Origin of the sequence: Xanthomonas sp. SHU 308, from assembly GCF_000364645.1 — a bacterium.
Lineage (GTDB): Bacteria > Pseudomonadota > Gammaproteobacteria > Xanthomonadales > Xanthomonadaceae > Xanthomonas_A > Xanthomonas_A sontii.
Genome location: NZ_AQOK01000218.1, coordinates 1 through 16,227, shown reverse-complemented (window position 1 = coordinate 16,227; position 16,227 = coordinate 1). Strand labels below are relative to the sequence as shown.

The following is a 16,227-nucleotide window of genomic DNA, read 5'->3' as shown; positions in this document are numbered from 1 at the left end:
GCCAGCCGCGGCGCGGCCATGAGCCCGATCGCGTCCCGCCGCATCGGGAGCGCCGCGCCATGAGCGCCGAACTCGGCCAGTGCGCGCTGATCCTGGCCCTGCTGCTGGCATTGGTGCAGGCCGTATTGCCGCTGCTCGGCGCCTGGCGCGGCCAGCGCGCCTGGATGGCGGTGGCGCGGCCGGCCGCCTACGCCCAGGCTGGCTTCGCCTGGCTGGCCTTCGGCCTGCTCGGCTACGTGTTGCTGCAACTGGATTTCTCGGTGCGCTATGTCGCTGCCAACGCCAACCTGGCGCAGCCCTGGTACTACCGGCTGGCCGCGGTGTGGGGCGCGCACGAAGGCTCGCTGCTGCTGTGGATCGCCATCCTCAACCTGTGGACGGTGGCGCTGGCGCGCAGCGGCCGCCACTTGCCGGAGGCGTTCGCCGCGCGCGTGCTCGGCGTGCTCGGGCTGATCTCCAGCGGCTTCCTGGCCTTCGTCCTGTTCACCTCCAATCCCTTCGTGCGGCTGTCGCCGATGCCGCGCGACGGCAGCGAGCTCAATCCGGTGCTGCAGGACCCGGGCATGGTGTTGCATCCACCGGTGCTGTACACCGGCTATGTCGGCTTCTCGGTGGCCTTCGCCTTCGCCATCGCCGCCCTGCTCGGCGGCGAACAGCAGCAGGCCTGGGTGCGCTGGGCGCGGCCGTGGACCAATGTCGCCTGGGGCTTCCTCAGCGCCGGCATCGTCGCCGGCAGCTGGTGGGCCTATGCCGAGTTGGGCTGGGGCGGCTGGTGGTTCTGGGATCCGGTGGAGAACGCCAGCTTCATGCCGTGGCTGGTCGGCGCCGCGCTGATCCACACCCAGGCGGTCACCGAGAAACGCGGCGCGCTCGGCGCCTGGACCCTGCTGCTGTCGATCCTGGCGTTCTCGCTGTCGTTGCTGGGCGCCTTCCTGGTGCGCTCAGGCGTGCTGACCTCGGTGCACGCCTTCGCCGCCGACCCGCGTCGCGGCCTGTACATCCTCGGCTTCCTGGTGCTGGTGGTCGGCGGCTCGCTGCTGCTGTACGCGCTGCGTGCGCCGCGCCTGGCCACGGGCAAGCCGTTCGCCGCGCTGTCGCGGGAGACCGCGATCCTGGTCGGCAACCTGATGCTCAGCGTGGCCGCGGCGATGGTGCTGCTGGGCACGCTGTTCCCGCTGCTCGGCGATGCGCTGCGGCTGGGCAAGATCTCGGTCGGGCCGCCCTACTTCGGCCTGCTGTTCCCGCTGCTGATGCTGCCGGTGGTGCTGCTGTTACCGTTCGGTCCCTACCTGCGCTGGGGCCGCACCGAACCCGGCGCACTGCGCGTGGTGGCCGCGCGCGCCGGTCTGGCCGCACTGGCCTGCGCGCTGCTGGCGTGGCTGTTGAGCGCAGGCACGCTGCGCGCGGTGGCCGGCGTCGCCGCCGCGGTCTGGGTCGGCGTCGGCACCGCGTTGTATGCACTCACCCGCTGGCGCAGCGCGCCGCGTGGCCGGCGCTTCCCCGCCGAACTGGCCGGCATGCTGCTGGCGCATGCCGGGGTCGCGGTGTTCGTGGCCGGCGTGCTGCTGTCGGAAAGCCTGTCGGTGGAACGCGACGTGCGCCTGGATCCCGGCCAGAGCGCGCACATTGGAGCGCATGCATTCCGCTTCGATGGCGTGCGCCTGGTCGACGGCCCCAACTGGAAGGCCGAACAAGGCACGGTGAGCGTGCTGCGCGACGGCGCCGTCGTGGCGGTGCTGCACCCGCAGAAGCGTCTGTACAGCAGCGAGCGGATCCAGACCGAGGCGGCGATCGACGCCGGCGTGCTGCGCGACCTGTATGTCGCCCTGGGCGAACCGGTGGACGACCAGCACATCGAGTACGGCTGGACCCTGCGCCTGTACGACAAGCCGTTCATCCGCTGGATCTGGGCCGGCGGCCTGCTGATGATGCTCGGCGGCTTCGTCAGCGCCGGCGCGCGCCGCTTGCGTGCGCAGCCGGCTGCGACAAGCGCTACCGCGCCGGCCGCGCTCGCCGGAGCCGCGCCATGAGCCGGCTGCTGCCGCTGGCCGCGTTCGTTCTGCTGGCCGCGTTGTTCGGGTTCGGGCTGTGGTGGAGCCGCAGCCACGATCCGCGCGAGGTCCCTTCGCCGCTGCTGGGCAAGCCGGTGCCGGCATTCGCGTTGCCGCGCCTGGACCGCCCGGACCTGCGCAGCGGCAGCCAGGAACTGCGCGGCCGCCCGTATCTGCTCAACGTGTTCGGCAGCTGGTGCATGGCCTGCAGCGAGGAGCATCCGCTGCTGATGGCGCAGGCACGGCAACTGGGTGTGCCCCTGGTCGGCTACGCCTACCGCGACGAGCCGCACGACACCGCCGACTGGCTGGCGCAGCGCGGCAATCCGTATGCGCTGGTGCTGGTGGACGCCGATGGCCAGCAGGCGATCGACCTGGGTGTGTACGGCGCGCCGGAAACCTTCCTGATCGATGCCGACGGCGTGGTCCGCTACAAGCACGTCGGCGTACTGACGCCGCAGGTGCTGGCAGACGAACTGCGTCCGGCGATTGCCGCGCTCAAGGGAGCACGTCGATGAGCGTGCTGGTCGCACGGACGCGCAGGCGCACGCCGTGGTGGCGGCTATTGGTGCTGCTGTGGCTATTGGGCGGTGCAGTGCCGGCCTTCGCCCAGGCAGTGGACCCACTCCCGTTCAAGGACCGCGCGCAGGAACAGCGCTTCCAGCACCTGACCGCGCAGTTGCGCTGCCTGGTGTGCCAGAACGAGAACCTGGCCGACTCCGACGCGACGCTGGCGCGCGACCTGCGCCACCAGGTGTTCGCGCAACTGCAGGCCGGGCGCAGCGATGCGCAGATCAAGCAGTACATGGTCGATCGCTATTCGGCCTTCGTGCTGTACGACCCGCCGCTGGCGCCGGGCACCTGGCTGCTGTGGTTCGGGCCGGCGCTGTTGCTGCTGGGTGGTGCCGCGATGGTGCTGGCGACGCTGCGGCAACGCCGCCGCGCCCTTGGCGCCGTCACGACGGAAGCGGAGGACGCCTGGTGACGCCCGGCTTTCTGCTCGCCGCCGCCGCGATGCTGGGCATCGCCCTGTTCGCGGTGTTGCGCCCGTTGCTCGTCCAGCGTTCCGGCGCAGGTCGGCAACGCGGCGTCGCGCTGCTGCTTGCGCTGCTGCTGCCATTGCTGGGTGCCGGCCTGTACTGGCGCATCGGCACACCCGCGGCCCTGGCCGGCGTCCCGCTGCAACCGCTGCCGCCGCCCGCGCCGGACCAGACCGCGCAACTGCTGCAAGGCTGGCTGCAGCAGGCCTGGGATGCGCAACAGGCGCAGCGCCCGCACGAAGCGCAGCAGGCCTATGCGCAGGCGCTGCGGATCGCCCCGGACAACGTCGAGGCCCTGCTCGGCTGGGCCGAGACCGACATGGCGCAACGCGCCGATCTCACGGTGGGCAGCGCCGCACGCGCCATGCTCGACCGGGCGCTGGCGCAGCAGCCGGACAACCAGCGCGCGTTATGGATGCACGGCATCGCCGCCTTCCAGCAGCAGCGCTATGCCGATGCGGCCGGTGACTGGCGCCACTTGTCGACCCTGCTGCCTGCCGCGTCGCCACTGCGCGAGGCGGTGACGCAGAAGATCGCCGCCGCCGAGGCGATGGTCGCAAAAACAGGCGCAGCGGCCGCCACGCCACACTGATGCGAGCACCAGATCGCACCTGCGCTCGGCGGTCCACTCACAGCGCGGACGCGATCTTCTCCTTCAGCATGTCCGCATTGAACGGCTTGACGATGTAGCCGCTGACACCGGCTTCGCGGATCTCGATCACCTTGTCGCTGCGCCCCTCGGTGACCGTCATCAGGAACGGCGTGCTTTTCAGCTTCGCGTCGCTGCGAACCGCCCGCAGCAGCTCCAGCCCGGTCATCGGCGCCATGTTCCAGTCGGAAATGACCAGGCCGATCTTCTCCGCCCGCATCGCGGCCAGCGCCGCCTCGCCGTCGGCTGCTTCGACGATGTCGTCATAGCCGAGTTGGCCCAACAGCATGCGGACGACGCGCCGCATCGTGCGGTAGTCGTCGACGACCAGAATCTTCATGACGTCCCCAGGCAGTCCGATGGCAGGATCGATGGTGCAGGAGTCCTGCCCCCGATGCCACCGACCAAGCCGGGCATACCGGGCTCGCCCTGCAGACGCCGCAGTGCCGATCCACCTGCACATTGCGCCGAAAATAGGAATGCGTATCATTAACGAAACTGACCGCCTCGCTGCCATCCCGCTCCGCCTAGCCCTGTCGCCAAGCCGGTGCCTCTCCCGACGGGCCCCCATGCATCCAGTTCCGCCAGCGCCGCCGCGCGTCTCCACGCCGCCCACCGCCGCCTCGCGCGGGCTGCCGCCCTGGCTGGGCGTGCTGGCGCGGACCCTGGCCGCGATCGTCGGCGGCTATGCGCTGGCCGCGGCCACGTCCGTGCTGCTGCCATTGCTCTGGCCATCGGTGCGTGCGCAGGCGGTGTTGAGCGGCATGATGCTGGGCATCCTGGTCTGCGCCTGCACCGCGCTGTGGGCGTTCGCCGCGCGCAGCGCCGGGCGCGCCTGGCTGGGCATCGCCGCGCTGCTGGCTCCGATGGCGCTGGCCATCGCCTGGCTGCAGCAGCACGCGCCATGAAGCAGGGATTCCGCCAATCGATGGCCTGGCTGCACACCTGGAGCGGCCTGCTGGTGTCGTGGGTGCTGCTGCTGATCTTCATGGCCGGCACCGCCAGCTATTTCCGCAACGAGATCAGTCAGTGGATGCGTCCGGAGCTGCCACGTGCGCAGCCGAGTACCGACGTGGTCGCCGCCCGCGCGGTCGCGCTGCTGCAGCGCGAGGCGCCACGGTCGCCGCAGTGGTTCGTGTCGCTGGCCAACCCGCGCGCGCCGTTCACCGACCTGTTCTGGCGCAATCCGCCGCCGGCCGACGGCACCCGTCCGAGCCGCAAGGAACTGTTCGGCAACGCCCTGCTCGACCCGGTCAGCGGCGAGGCCAGCCAGACCCGCGAGACCCGCGGCGGCGACTTCTTCTACCGCCTGCACTTCGACCTGCACTACATCCCGGCGCTGTGGGCGCGCTACATCGTCGGCTTCTGCGCGATGTTCATGCTGGTGGCGATCATCAGCGGCGTGATCACCCACAAGAAGATCTTCAAGGACTTCTTCACCTTCCGCCCGGCCAAGGGCCAGCGCTCGTGGCTGGACTTCCACAATGCCAGCGCGGTGCTCGCCCTGCCCTACCACGCGATGATCACCTACACCGGGCTGGTCACGCTGATGTTGATGTACCTGCCGTGGGGCATCCAGACCGCCTATCCGGACACCGAGCAGGCGTTCTACGCCGAGGCCTTCCAGGAACCGCAGAACCTGCGCGAGGCCAGCGGCACGCCGGGGCACATGCTGCCGATCGCGCAACTGCTGGACGTGGCCCGCCGCGAATGGGGCGCGCAGGCGCCGATCGCCGGCTTCACCGTGTACAACGCCGGCGACGCCGCCGCGGCCATCCAGATCCGTCAGGGCGACGGCCAGCGCCTGGGCTACAGCACACCGTCGCTGCTGCTGGACGCGGCAAGCGGGCAGATCCTCGGCCGCAGCGGCGAACTCGGCGCCGCCGCGGAAACCCGCAGCACCCTGTACGGCCTGCACCTGGCGCACTTCGCCGGTCCCTGGCTGCGCTGGCTGTTCTTCGGCTGCGGCCTGCTCGGCTGCCTGATGGTGGCCAGCGGCGCGATCCTGTGGGCGGTCAAGGAGCGGCCCAAGCACGCCAAGGCCGGCCGCATCGGCCTGGGCCTGCGTCTGGTCGATGCGCTCAACATCGGCACCGTGGCCGGGCTGCCGATCGCCTTCGCCGCCTATTTCTGGGGCAACCGGCTGCTGCCGCTGCACCTGGAATCGCGCCCGGAAAGCGAAGCGGCGGTGTTCTTCCTGGCCTGGGCCGCGGCCCTGGTCGCCGCGCAGGTGTGGCCGAAGCGCGCGATGTGGGCCTGGCAACTGTACGCGGGCGCGGCACTGTTCGGCCTGCTACCGCTGCTCAACGCCGTCACCACCGATGCGCACCTGGGGGTGAGCCTGCTGGCCGGCGACTGGGCGCTGGCCGGATTCGACCTGGTCTGCCTGTTCCTCGGTATCGCGCTGGCGCTGGCCGCGCGGCGCATGCAGCGCTGGCAACCGCCGCTGTCGGCGGCCGAACGCCGCACCCGCGACCGCGGCGGATCCGGCAAGCCGGTCCTGGCCACGGAGGCCGCATGACCGTGCTCGGCCTGTGCCTGGCCTTCTCCGGCTTCGTTGCGCTGTGCCTGGGCATGGAGAAACACCAGCTCGACCTGTACGGCGCACGCCGCGCCGCCGCGCCGCGGATGCGGCAACTGCAGGCCGCCGGCTGGCTGCTGCTGGGCACGGCGTTCGCCTGCTGCGTGGCCGCGCGGGGCTGGGGCATCGGCCCGGTGCTGTGGGTGGGCTCGCTCAGCGCCAGCGCGGCGCTGCTGACCCTGGGCCTGCTGCCGTACCGGCCGCGGCTGATCGTGCCGCTGGCGCTGCTGGCGCCGCCGCTGGGCGTGGGCGCCGCGTTGTTGGGATAAGCGCGCGCCCGGCTGTTCAGCGGTCGGCGGTCACCGTCGGTGCCCGCAGTTCGGCCGCGGTGCGCGCGCCGGCGAACACCAGCACCAGCCCCGCCGCGAGGGTGATCGCCAGGTACAGCGGCACCATGCCGAGGCGGCCGTTGCGCACGAACACCATGCTTTCCATCATCAGCGAGGAGAACGTGGTCAGCCCGCCGACCAGGCCGACGATCAGCAGCGCCCGCCAGTACGGTGCGCTGGCGCCGCGGCCCTCGATCCACACCAGCAGGAAGCCGCCGACGAAGGCGCCGGCCAGGTTCACCGCCAGCGTGCCCCACGGGAAGCCGGCGCCGTAGCGCTGCAGCAGCGCACTGCCCACCGCGAAACGCAGACCGGAGCCGACCGCACCGCCGGCCATCGCCAGCAGCAATTGCTGCCACCACAGGGTCAGGTTCATGCGCGCCTCCGCGAAACGAACGCGAGAGCGGCAGCAGAAAAACGAGAAGGAACGGGCATCGGATTCTCCACAAGGACGATGCCGGGGCGCACGCCTGCCACCCCGGCGGGGGTTGGGCAGGCATCATCAGCGCGCAATGCCGCGGGCGGTTCGAGGAGGAATGCCATCTCCTGTACGCCGATTATGAAGCCGATCGCCCGGCCTTGTCAGCCCGCGCCTGCTCGCGCGCCGCGCGCAGGCGATCCAGCTTGTCCTTGAGCTTGATCTCCAGGCCGCGTTCCACCGGCCGGTAGTAGACGCGCTCGCCCATCGCATCGGGAAAGCCGGTCTGGTCCAGGGCGATGCCGCCTTCTGCATCGTGGTCGTACTGGTAATCCGCACCGTAACCCAGAGTCTTCATCAGCTTGGTCGGCGCGTTGCGCAGATGCAGCGGCACCTCCTGGGTGCCGGTCTCGCGCACTTCGGCCTTGGCCTGGTTGAACGCGGCATAGCCGGCATTCGACTTGGCGGTGCTGGCCAGGTACAGCACCAGTTGCGCGAAGGCCAGTTCGCCTTCCGGGCTGCCCAGGCGCTCGTAGATGTCCCAGGCTTCCAGCGCCATCGACTGCGCGCGTGGATCGGCCAGACCGATGTCCTCGATCGCCATGCGGGTCAGCCGCCGCGCCAGGTAGGACGGGTCGCAGCCGCCATCGAGCATGCGCGTGAGCCAATACAGCGCCGCGTCCGGATTGGAACTGCGCACCGACTTGTGCAGCGCCGAGATCTGGTCGTAGAACTGCTCGCCGCCCTTGTCGAAGCGCCGGGTACGGTCGGCCAGCACCTGCTGCAGGGTCTGCGCAGTGATCTCGCCGCCCTCGTCCTGGGCCAGTTCGGCGGCGATTTCCAACAGGGTCAGCGCGCGCCGCACGTCGCCATCGGCGGCGCCGGCGATCTCCAGCAAGGCCGCATCGGAGACCTGCAGTTGCTCGGCGCCGAGCCCACGCTCTGGATCGTGCAGCGCCCGCTGCAGCGCCTCGGCGATGTCCTGCGGCGACACCGCCTCCAGCACGTGCACGCGGCAGCGCGATAGCAGCGCCGAATTCAGCTCGAACGAGGGATTCTCGGTGGTGGCGCCGACGAACAGGATGGTGCCGCGTTCGATATGCGGCAGGAACGCGTCCTGCTGCGCCTTGTTGAAGCGATGCACCTCGTCGACGAACAGCACGGTGCGGCGCCCGTCGGCGAAACGCTGCGCGGCCTCGGCCAGCACCCCCCGCACCTCCGGCAGGCCGGACAGCACCGCCGAGATCGCCTTGAACTCGGCTTCGGCGTACTGCGCCAACAGCAGCGCCAGCGTGGTCTTGCCGCAGCCCGGCGGCCCCCACAGGATCATCGAGTGCACCCGGCCGGACGCGACCGCACGGCGCAGCGCACTGGTCGGCGCCAGCAGGCGCTTCTGCCCGACCATCTCGTCGAGCGTGCGCGGACGCATGCGCTCGGCCAGCGGGCGCATGGCCTCGCGGTCCACGCTCAGCAGGTCGGGGGTATCGGAAGCGAAGGGTCTGCGTTTGGCCATCTGCCCATTCTATCGCCGCGGCCCGTGGACGCCGTGCCGCAGGACTGCGTGGCACCGACGCCAGCGCTAGAATCGCGGCGCCTCCCTGCCCGGCCGACCCCGCCATGAGCCACCACGACACCCTGGACGCCTTTACCCATCAGCACGACTTCCTCGGCACCCGCCACGAGCGCAATGCGCGCCGCACCTGGTCGGTGGTGGCGCTGACCGCCGCGATGATGCTCGTGGAGATCGTCGCCGGCTGGTGGACCGGCTCGATGGCGCTGCTGGCCGATGGCCTGCACATGGCCACCCACGCCGGGGCGCTGTCGCTGGCCGGCTTCGCCTACTGGTTCGCGCGCCGGCACCGGCACAATCCGCGCTTCAGCTTCGGCACCGGCAAGGTCGGCGATCTGGCGGGCTTCTCCAGCGCGCTGATCCTGGCGCTGATCGCCCTGGGCATCGGCGTGGAGTCGGCGCTGCGCCTGGCGCAGCCGGTGCACATCGCCTACGACGAAGCGCTGTGGATCGCGGCACTGGGCCTGCTGGTGAACCTGCTCAGCGCCTGGATGCTGGGCGCCGATCACCATCACGATCATGGGCACGGGCATGGGCATCATCACGATCACGCCCATGCCGCGCATCGGCATGACGACCATGCGCACGCGCACCACGATGGGCATGACCACGATCACGCGCACGGTCACGACCATCACCGCCCTCACGATCACCACGGTCACGCGCACGCCCATGCCGCGCCCGCGCACAGCCACGACCGCCACGCGCACGCCGATCACAACCTGCGCTCGGCCTACATGCACGTGCTGGCCGACGCGCTGACCTCGGTGATGGCGATCGTCGCCCTGTTGCTGGCCAAGTACCTGGGCTGGACCTGGACCGATGCGTTGATGGGCATCGTCGGCGCCATCGTCATCGCCCGCTGGTCGCTGGCGCTGCTGCGCGACACCGGCGCGGTGCTGCTCGACGCCTCGGCGCCGGCGGCGCTGCAGGCGCAGATCCGCGACCGCCTGCAGCAGGACGACGAGCGCATCGCCGACCTGCACGTGTGGCGGGTCGGCCCCGGCCAGCATGCGGCGATCGTGTCGCTGGTGACGCACAAGCCGCGGCCGGCGGCGTTCTACCACGCACGCCTGCAGGGCGTGGCCACGCTGGGCCACGTCAGTATCGAAGTGCAGACCTGCCCCAACTGAGCGGAAAGGCCGCCGCGCACCGACCCGGCGCGCGGCGGCGGGGCGGCTGGCTCAGCGGTCGCCGACCACGTCCACGTCCTTGTCCGGGACGTAGCGGAAGGTGCCGGCGGCGAAGGCCGGATTGCGCTTCCAGTCGCTGAAGCTGATGTCGGTGCGCTGGCCGACCGGGTCGACCACTTCCATGCGCGCCAGGCCGTTGCGGTCGAAGCCGAGCTTGGCCATCTGGAAGCTGGCCTCGGTGTCCACCTTCGGGGTCATGGTCAGCCACTGCAGCCCGTCGCGGGCCACGGCCTCCTCGCTGACGTCGTACTGGCGGTCGAGCCGGCCCGGATCGATCAGCGCGGTCAGCGGGCTGTTCTGTTCCTCGCTGCCCTGCGCGCGCACCGTGGCCTGCTTCAGGTCCGGGTCGTAGACCCAGACCTTGCTGCCGTCGGCGACGATCAGCTGGGTATACGGCTTGCGGTACTCCCAGCGGAACAGGCGTGGCGCCGACAGCGCGACGCGGCCGCTGGAGCTTTCCTTCAGCGTGCCCTTGCCGTCGTAGACCTTCTGCGCGAACTGGCCGTCCAGGCCCTTCAGCCCGCGGGTGAAGGCGGTGAGGTCCTCGCGGGCGCCGGCGAAGGCGGAGCCGGCCAGCAGCGCGGTGGCGAGGACGGTGTAGCGGAGTGTGCGAAGCATGCGGATGGGTTTCCGGATGGAGTGTGGGAAGTGTGACGCGCCGCGCCTGAATAGGCGATCAGAGGATGGCCGGCCGCGCCAGGTCTACGGCCCGGTCTGCATCCGGCTGAGGTCGCCGTACAGGATCTGGCCGCGGAAGCCGCGCCGCACCTGCTGGTACAGCTCGCGGAAGGCGGCGTAGTCCTGCGGCTGGCACAGTGCCGCCGGGCCGTGGATCGCGCGCCGGTGCAGCGTATGCGTGGCGGTCACGGTTTGCCCGTCGCGCACCCAGGTCGCGGCGTACTCGCCGGCGGCGTTGCGGAAATGCGTGTCGGCCGGAATCGCGATGATCGGCACGCTGTCCGGGAAGGTGAGCCGGTAGGTTTCGCTGCGCGCGTTGTCGTTGCAATAGAACGGGGTCAGGTTGCGCTCGGCCGAGGCGGTGCTGTAGACCCCGCGCACCGAATCGGCGCCGGGCATCAACGGCAGGCTCATGCCACCGACTACGCCGAAGTCGACGTAGTCGTGGGCCTGGAAGCGGTAGGCGTAGCCGAACGGCCGGCTCAGGTCCTGCGGCGTGCCCTGCAGCAGCAACTCGCCGCTGCCGTCGAAGCCGGACGCGGCGACGATCGATTCCTCGATGCGGGTGCGGTTCTGCGCATTGAGCTGCACGAACATCGTGCGCAGGCCGACCTCGCCGACGTCGCCGCTGTCCAGCCGGGTGATGCCGCTGACGCCTCCGTCGGCGTCGAAGCGGTAGTCGGTCTCGGCCAGGTAGCGGTTGCGCTTGGCGTCGTCCGGCGGCGTGCGCGCCACGGTGCCGTCGGCCGTGTGCAGCACCGGCGCGCCCAGATCGCCGGCAGGCAACTGGCCGAAACGCGCGTATGGGCTGGTCGAATCCACGTACAGCTTGAACTCGGGCAGATAGGTGATGGCGTGGTTGAACCGGCCCAGCACCGGCACCTCCGGCAGGGTCGGCCCGCCCTGCGCGCCGATCAGCACCGGCGTACTGGCGATGCCCTTAGCCGCCAGCAGCGCTTCCAGCACCACGGTGTGGTCCTTGCAGTCGCCGTAGTGGTTGTCGAGGATGCTGTCGGCGCTGTTCGGCTGCAGCCCGCCGTTGCCCAGGTACACCGCCACGTAGCGGATGTTGCGCGCCACCCACTCGTACAGCGCCGCGGCCTGCGCGCGGCGATCGACGATGCCGGCGGTGATCTGCTCGGCGCGGGCGCGCACCTTGGGCGTGACCTGCGCAGCGGCGGCGCTGCTGTGCTGGTAGGCCTGGGCCATCTGCGACCAGCGGCGGAAACTGCTGGCCATGATGGTCGGGCTGAATTCCCAGGTGGCCGCCGACCAGTTCTGGCTCTTCATCGGCTCGCGGCGGCTGTAGCGCCACTCCCAGCGGGCCTGTTCGCCGTCGATCGTCGGCGTATCGCTGCCCTGCACGCCGCGCGTGTACAGGTGCATCTGCAGGCGTCGCGGCGCCACCAGGGTCACCGTGGCGTCGTCGTACTGCGAGAACACGCTGAAGGTCTCCCACAGGCTGAAATAGCCCGGGAAGTACGGCACGTTCTGAGTGCGGCGCACCCGGTACACCAGGCGCGCGCCGGGCATCAGGTTGGGGAACACCACCACCTTGACCTTGCGGTCGGCGTACATCGCCGCCGTCGCGCTGGAATAGCTCTCCTGGGTATAGATCTTGTCGGCCGGCACGTCGTGGCGCAGCCCGTCCGGGGTCAACGTGTAGGCGGCCAGCACCTCCAGCGTCTCCAGCTTCTCGCTGTAGCCCAGCCGCACCTGGCTGAACTGGTCGACGCCGGCCTTGGTCTTGAGCAGCAGTTCGTACTCGTCGGTCTCGACGCTGGTGGCGTCCTCGCGCACCTCGTAGTCGGCGCGGTAGCGCACGTAGCTGTAGTTGTTGCTGACCACGGGGGCAGTCGCCGCGCCCGCGGTCTGGTCGGCATTGGAATGCGCGGCCGGCACCGGTTGCGCGCCGGCGAGTCCGGACAGCGCCAGCAGCGCCGCGCCGAACAGCCAGCGCGCGGTGCGCGCAGGCTCCAGGCCAGGCAGACGCCGGCCACAGCCAGCGGACGGCGCGGTGCGCCTCACTTCGGCGGCGGCGGCGCCAGCACGCTGCGGTCGCCGTTGTGTTCGGGCGGGCTGACCACGCCGGCGGCTTCCATCGCCTCGATCAGCCGCGCGGCGCGGTTGTAACCGATCTTCAGCCGCCGCTGCACGCCGGAGATCGAGGCGCGACGGGTCTCGGTGACGATGCGCAGGGCCTCGTCGTACAGCGGATCGGATTCGTCGCCGCCACCGCCGCCGGCTTCGGGCAGGCCGGTGGCGCCGATCACGGTGCCGTCGCCCATGGTCTGCACTTCGTCGAGCACGCCCTCGATGTAGTCGGCCGGACCGCTGGCCTTGAGGTGCTCGACCACCCGGTGCACTTCCTCGTCGCTGACGAAGGCGCCGTGCACGCGGTCCGGCATCGCCGTGCCCGGCGGCAGATACAGCATGTCGCCATGGCCCAGCAGGGTCTCGGCGCCGGACTGGTCGAGGATGGTGCGCGAGTCGATCTTGGAGCTGACCTGGAAGGCGATGCGGGTCGGGATATTGGCCTTGATCAGGCCGGTGATCACGTCCACCGACGGGCGCTGGGTGGCCAGGATCAGGTGGATGCCGGCGGCGCGGGCCTTCTGCGCCAAGCGCGCGATCAGCTCTTCGACCTTCTTGCCGACGATCATCATCATGTCGGCGAATTCGTCGATGAAGATGACGATGAACGGCAGCGTGTCCAGCGGCCGCGGCGCCTCGGCCAGGTCCGGGTTGGGCTTGAACAGCGGGTCCATCAGCGGCTGCCCGGCGTCCTGCGCGTCCTTGACCTTCTTGTTGAAGCCGGCCAGGTTGCGCACGCCGACCGCGCTCATCAGCTTGTAGCGGCGCTCCATCTCCGCCACGCACCAGCGCAGGCCGTTGGCGGCCTCCTTCATGTCGGTGACCACCGGCGCCAGCAGATGCGGGATGCCCTGGTAGACGCTCAGTTCGAGCATCTTCGGGTCGATCATCAGCATCCGCAGGTCCTTGGCCGAGGCCTTGTACAGCAGGCTCAGCACCATGGCGTTGACCGCCACCGACTTGCCCGAGCCGGTGGTGCCGGCGACCAGCAGGTGCGGCATGCGCGCCAGATCGGCCACGGTCGGGCGCCCGGCGATGTCCTTGCCCAGGGCCAGGGTCAGCGGACTGGCCGACTTGTCGTATTCCTTGGAGCGCAGCAGCTCACTGAGATAGATCATCTCGCGGCTGACGTTGGGGATCTCCAGGCCGATCACCGACTTGCCAGGGATCACATCGACCACGCGCACCGACTTCACCGACAGGCCGCGGGCGATGTCCTTGTCCAGCGAACTGATCTGGCTGACCTTGATGCCCGGCGCCGGCTCGATCTCGAAGCGGGTGATCACCGGGCCCGGATAGGCCCCGACCACCTGCGCCTCGATGCGGAAGTCCTTGAGCTTGAACTCGATCTGCCGCGACAGGGTTTCCAGGGTCTCCTCGGAATAGCCCTTGGCCTGCGGCTTGGGGTCGTCCAGCAGGGCCAGCGGCGGCACCCCGGACGGGTCGCTGCCGGTACCGTGGAACAGCGGGATCTGCTGCTCGCGCTTGGCCCGCTCGCTCTTCTCCACCACCGGCGCCGGCGGCGGCTCGATCTTGACCGGCTCGCGCTTGGCGCGCTGCACCGCGTCGACCTTGCGCACTTCCTCGCGTTCCTCGCGCATGGCGCGGGTCTGCTGCCATTCGTTGGCCTGCTGGGTGCCGCGCCGGGCCAGCGCCGGCAGGGTCATCACCGCCTTGCCGATGCGCTCCATCACCGCGAACCAGGACAGCCCGGTGGCCAGGGTCACCGACACCAGCAACAGCACCAGCACGAACAGGTTGGCGCCGAGCGCGCCGAACCCGGCGCCCAGCGAATTGCCGACCAGCTTGCCGAGGATGCCGCCGGCCCCGGCCACGTCGCCGGCGAACAGGCGCAGGTGCAGCAGCCCGGTGGCGGCGATCAGGAAGCCGACGATGCCGACCAGGCGCAGCGCCGGGCCGAGGTCGGCCTCGCCATCGCCGTCCTGGTCCATGCCGAACAGCGCGATCCAGGAGATCGCGCCGATCACCACCGGCAGCAGGAAGGCCACGTAGCCGAACAGTTGCAGCAGCACGTCGGCGATCCAGGCGCCGAACTTGCCGCCCATGTTGTGCACCGGCGCGACCACGCTGCCGGTATGCGACCAGCCCGGATCGGTCGCCGAGTACGTGGCCAGGCTGGCCAGCAGGTACAGCAGCAGCGGCGCGATCGCGATCAGCGCCAGATCGCGCCACAGCTTCTGCCGGCGTGGGTTGGGCGCGGCGCCCTGCTTGCGTGCCGCCGCATTGGCGCCCTGGGATTTGCCGCGTTCCGGAACCTGCTTCGCCACGCTATGACCAGACCTTAGAAATGCATCGTTAGTGATTGATAATAAACGACTCGCCCTTGCATTTCAGCAGGCGGTACCTGAATCGTCCGGACTTGCGCAGGCCGATGCTGGCAGCGCCCGATCGAGGCGGGCAACGACGCGCGAAACCCGAAGTCTGTCGCCGCGGGCCGCAGCGTTTCCGCCACGCGGCTTGATTCGTTCCAGGCCGGCCGCCACTCTATGCGCCTTCGCCGGAACCCGCGCAATGCCGCGTTTCCGCCGCCATTTCACCCTGTTCGCGAGTATACATGAGCCCCTCTGCCGCCAATTCCGCCAAGCATTCCCGCCTGCTGATCCTGGGTTCCGGCCCGGCCGGCTGGACCGCCGCGGTCTACGCCGCGCGCGCCAACCTCAAGCCGGTGGTGATCACCGGCCTGCAGCAGGGCGGCCAGCTGATGACCACCACCGAGGTCGACAACTGGCCCGGCGACCCGCACGGCCTGATGGGCCCGGACCTGATGGCGCGCATGCAGGCGCATGCCGAGCGCTTCGAGACCGAAGTGATCTTCGACCACATCCACACCGCCGACCTGTCGCAGCGCCCGTTCCGGCTCAGCGGCGACAGCGGCGACTACACCTGCGACGCACTGATCATCGCCACCGGCGCCACCGCCAAGTACCTGGGCATCCCCTCGGAAGAGGCGTTCAAGGGCCGCGGCGTGTCCGCGTGCGCCACCTGCGACGGCTTCTTCTACAAGGACCAGGACGTGGTCGTGGTCGGCGGCGGCAACACCGCCGTGGAAGAGGCGCTGTACCTGTCCAACATCGCCCGCAAGGTCTATCTGGTGCACCGCCGCGACACCCTGCGCGCGGAAAAGATCATGCAGGACAAGCTGTTCGCCAAGGTCGCCGCCGGCAAGATCGAGACCGTCTGGCATCACCAGGTGGACGAGGTGCTGGGCAACGAGGCCGGTGTCACCGGCGTGCGGGTCAAGTCGGTGCAGGACGGCAGCACCCGCGACCTGGAGGCGCACGGCTTCTTCGTCGCCATCGGCCATCACCCGAACACCCAGCTGTTCGACGGCCAACTGGCGATGCACAACGGCTACCTGGAGATCCGCTCCGGCCTGGGCGGCGCCGCCACCGAGACCTCGGTGCCGGGCGTGTTCGCCGCCGGCGACGTCGCCGACCAGCACTACCGCCAGGCGATCACCTCGGCCGGCTTCGGCTGCATGGCCGCGCTGGACGCCGAGCGCTATCTGGACAAGGGTGCCTGAGTCCGCGCACGCCTTGAACTGCCGGCGTCAGGCCGGCAGCGGCCGTGCGCCCGCGCGCGCGGCCGGTGACGCCGGCGGCC

General features: G+C 70.2%; 15 protein-coding genes and 1 riboswitch. Of the genes, 9 read left to right on the top strand and 6 right to left on the bottom strand.

Annotated features, from left to right (window positions below; translation table 11 throughout):
- Positions 1 to 59 precede the first annotated feature (59 nt).
- The 4 genes from D588_RS0108235 to D588_RS0108220 are packed head-to-tail and all read left to right on the top strand — an operon-like array spanning position 60 to position 3,683.
- Positions 60 to 2,030 carry a heme lyase CcmF/NrfE family subunit gene (locus D588_RS0108235; protein ID WP_017915627.1) on the top strand — a complete coding sequence of 657 codons (1,971 nt, stop codon included), beginning with the start codon at positions 60 to 62 and terminating at the stop codon, positions 2,028 to 2,030.
- Positions 2,027 to 2,569 (top strand): DsbE family thiol:disulfide interchange protein, encoded by a 543-nt coding sequence (locus D588_RS0108230; protein WP_017915626.1) that lies wholly within the window; start codon positions 2,027 to 2,029, stop codon positions 2,567 to 2,569. The genes D588_RS0108235 and D588_RS0108230 overlap by 4 nt, the downstream gene beginning before the upstream one ends.
- Entirely contained in the window at positions 2,566 to 3,036 is a 471-nt protein-coding gene (locus D588_RS0108225) for a cytochrome c-type biogenesis protein (protein ID WP_017915625.1), read from the top strand. The genes D588_RS0108230 and D588_RS0108225 overlap by 4 nt, the downstream gene beginning before the upstream one ends.
- A complete protein-coding gene (locus D588_RS0108220) occupies positions 3,033 to 3,683 on the top strand; it encodes a tetratricopeptide repeat protein (RefSeq protein ID WP_017915624.1) in 651 nt (216 codons plus the stop codon). Before D588_RS0108225 ends, D588_RS0108220 begins: the two co-directional genes overlap by 4 nt.
- A 37-nt stretch (positions 3,684 to 3,720) precedes the next feature.
- Here D588_RS0108220 and D588_RS0108215 read toward each other — a convergent pair whose 3' ends face one another.
- Positions 3,721 to 4,080 carry a response regulator gene (locus D588_RS0108215; protein ID WP_017915623.1) on the bottom strand — a complete coding sequence of 120 codons (360 nt, stop codon included), beginning with the start codon at positions 4,078 to 4,080 and terminating at the stop codon, positions 3,721 to 3,723.
- 229 nt (positions 4,081 to 4,309) lie between these two features.
- Here D588_RS0108215 and D588_RS0108210 point away from each other — a divergent pair, with 229 nt between their 5' ends.
- Genes D588_RS0108210 through D588_RS0108200 form a run of 3 tightly spaced genes read left to right on the top strand, consistent with a single transcriptional unit; the run spans position 4,310 to position 6,590 of the window.
- Positions 4,310 to 4,648: a DUF3649 domain-containing protein gene (locus D588_RS0108210; protein ID WP_017915622.1), complete on the top strand. Its 339-nt coding sequence runs from the start codon at positions 4,310 to 4,312 to the stop codon at positions 4,646 to 4,648.
- Positions 4,645 to 6,261, top strand: a complete 1,617-nt coding sequence (locus tag D588_RS0108205) for a PepSY-associated TM helix domain-containing protein (protein WP_017915621.1) — start codon at positions 4,645 to 4,647, stop codon at positions 6,259 to 6,261. Before D588_RS0108210 ends, D588_RS0108205 begins: the two co-directional genes overlap by 4 nt.
- The gene (locus D588_RS0108200; protein ID WP_017915620.1) at positions 6,258 to 6,590 is read left to right on the top strand and encodes a DUF3325 domain-containing protein; all 333 of its coding nucleotides are present in this window, start codon (positions 6,258 to 6,260) and stop codon (positions 6,588 to 6,590) included. The genes D588_RS0108205 and D588_RS0108200 overlap by 4 nt, the downstream gene beginning before the upstream one ends.
- A gap of 16 nt (positions 6,591 to 6,606) precedes the next feature.
- Here D588_RS0108200 and crcB read toward each other — a convergent pair whose 3' ends face one another.
- A complete protein-coding gene (gene crcB / locus D588_RS0108195) occupies positions 6,607 to 7,026 on the bottom strand; it encodes a fluoride efflux transporter CrcB (RefSeq protein WP_017909551.1) in 420 nt (139 codons plus the stop codon).
- A 110-nt stretch (positions 7,027 to 7,136) separates the two neighbouring features.
- Positions 7,137 to 7,206: riboswitch (Fluoride riboswitch) on the bottom strand.
- Position 7,207: 1 nt separating this feature from the next.
- Positions 7,208 to 8,581: a replication-associated recombination protein A gene (locus tag D588_RS0108190; protein ID WP_017915619.1), complete on the bottom strand. Its 1,374-nt coding sequence runs from the start codon at positions 8,579 to 8,581 to the stop codon at positions 7,208 to 7,210.
- A gap of 104 nt (positions 8,582 to 8,685) precedes the next feature.
- Here D588_RS0108190 and dmeF point away from each other — a divergent pair, with 104 nt between their 5' ends.
- Positions 8,686 to 9,771: a CDF family Co(II)/Ni(II) efflux transporter DmeF gene (gene dmeF, locus D588_RS0108185; RefSeq protein WP_017915618.1), complete on the top strand. Its 1,086-nt coding sequence runs from the start codon at positions 8,686 to 8,688 to the stop codon at positions 9,769 to 9,771.
- Positions 9,772 to 9,822: 51 nt separating this feature from the next.
- Here the strand turns inward: dmeF and lolA are convergent, their stop codons facing one another.
- From lolA to D588_RS0108170, 3 genes are all read right to left on the bottom strand, one after another.
- Positions 9,823 to 10,449 (bottom strand): outer membrane lipoprotein chaperone LolA, encoded by a 627-nt coding sequence (gene lolA / locus D588_RS0108180; RefSeq protein WP_017914052.1) that lies wholly within the window; start codon positions 10,447 to 10,449, stop codon positions 9,823 to 9,825.
- 84 nt (positions 10,450 to 10,533) lie between these two features.
- Positions 10,534 to 12,489 carry a DUF3857 domain-containing transglutaminase family protein gene (locus tag D588_RS0108175; RefSeq protein WP_198526745.1) on the bottom strand — a complete coding sequence of 652 codons (1,956 nt, stop codon included), beginning with the start codon at positions 12,487 to 12,489 and terminating at the stop codon, positions 10,534 to 10,536.
- 44 nt (positions 12,490 to 12,533) lie between these two features.
- Positions 12,534 to 14,891 carry a DNA translocase FtsK gene (locus D588_RS0108170; RefSeq protein ID WP_017909556.1) on the bottom strand — a complete coding sequence of 786 codons (2,358 nt, stop codon included), beginning with the start codon at positions 14,889 to 14,891 and terminating at the stop codon, positions 12,534 to 12,536.
- Positions 14,892 to 15,178: 287 nt separating this feature from the next.
- On the opposite strand from D588_RS0108170, the gene trxB reads away from it, so the two are divergent.
- Positions 15,179 to 16,147 (top strand): thioredoxin-disulfide reductase, encoded by a 969-nt coding sequence (trxB, locus tag D588_RS0108165; protein WP_010341722.1) that lies wholly within the window; start codon positions 15,179 to 15,181, stop codon positions 16,145 to 16,147.
- Positions 16,148 to 16,227 lie beyond the last annotated feature (80 nt).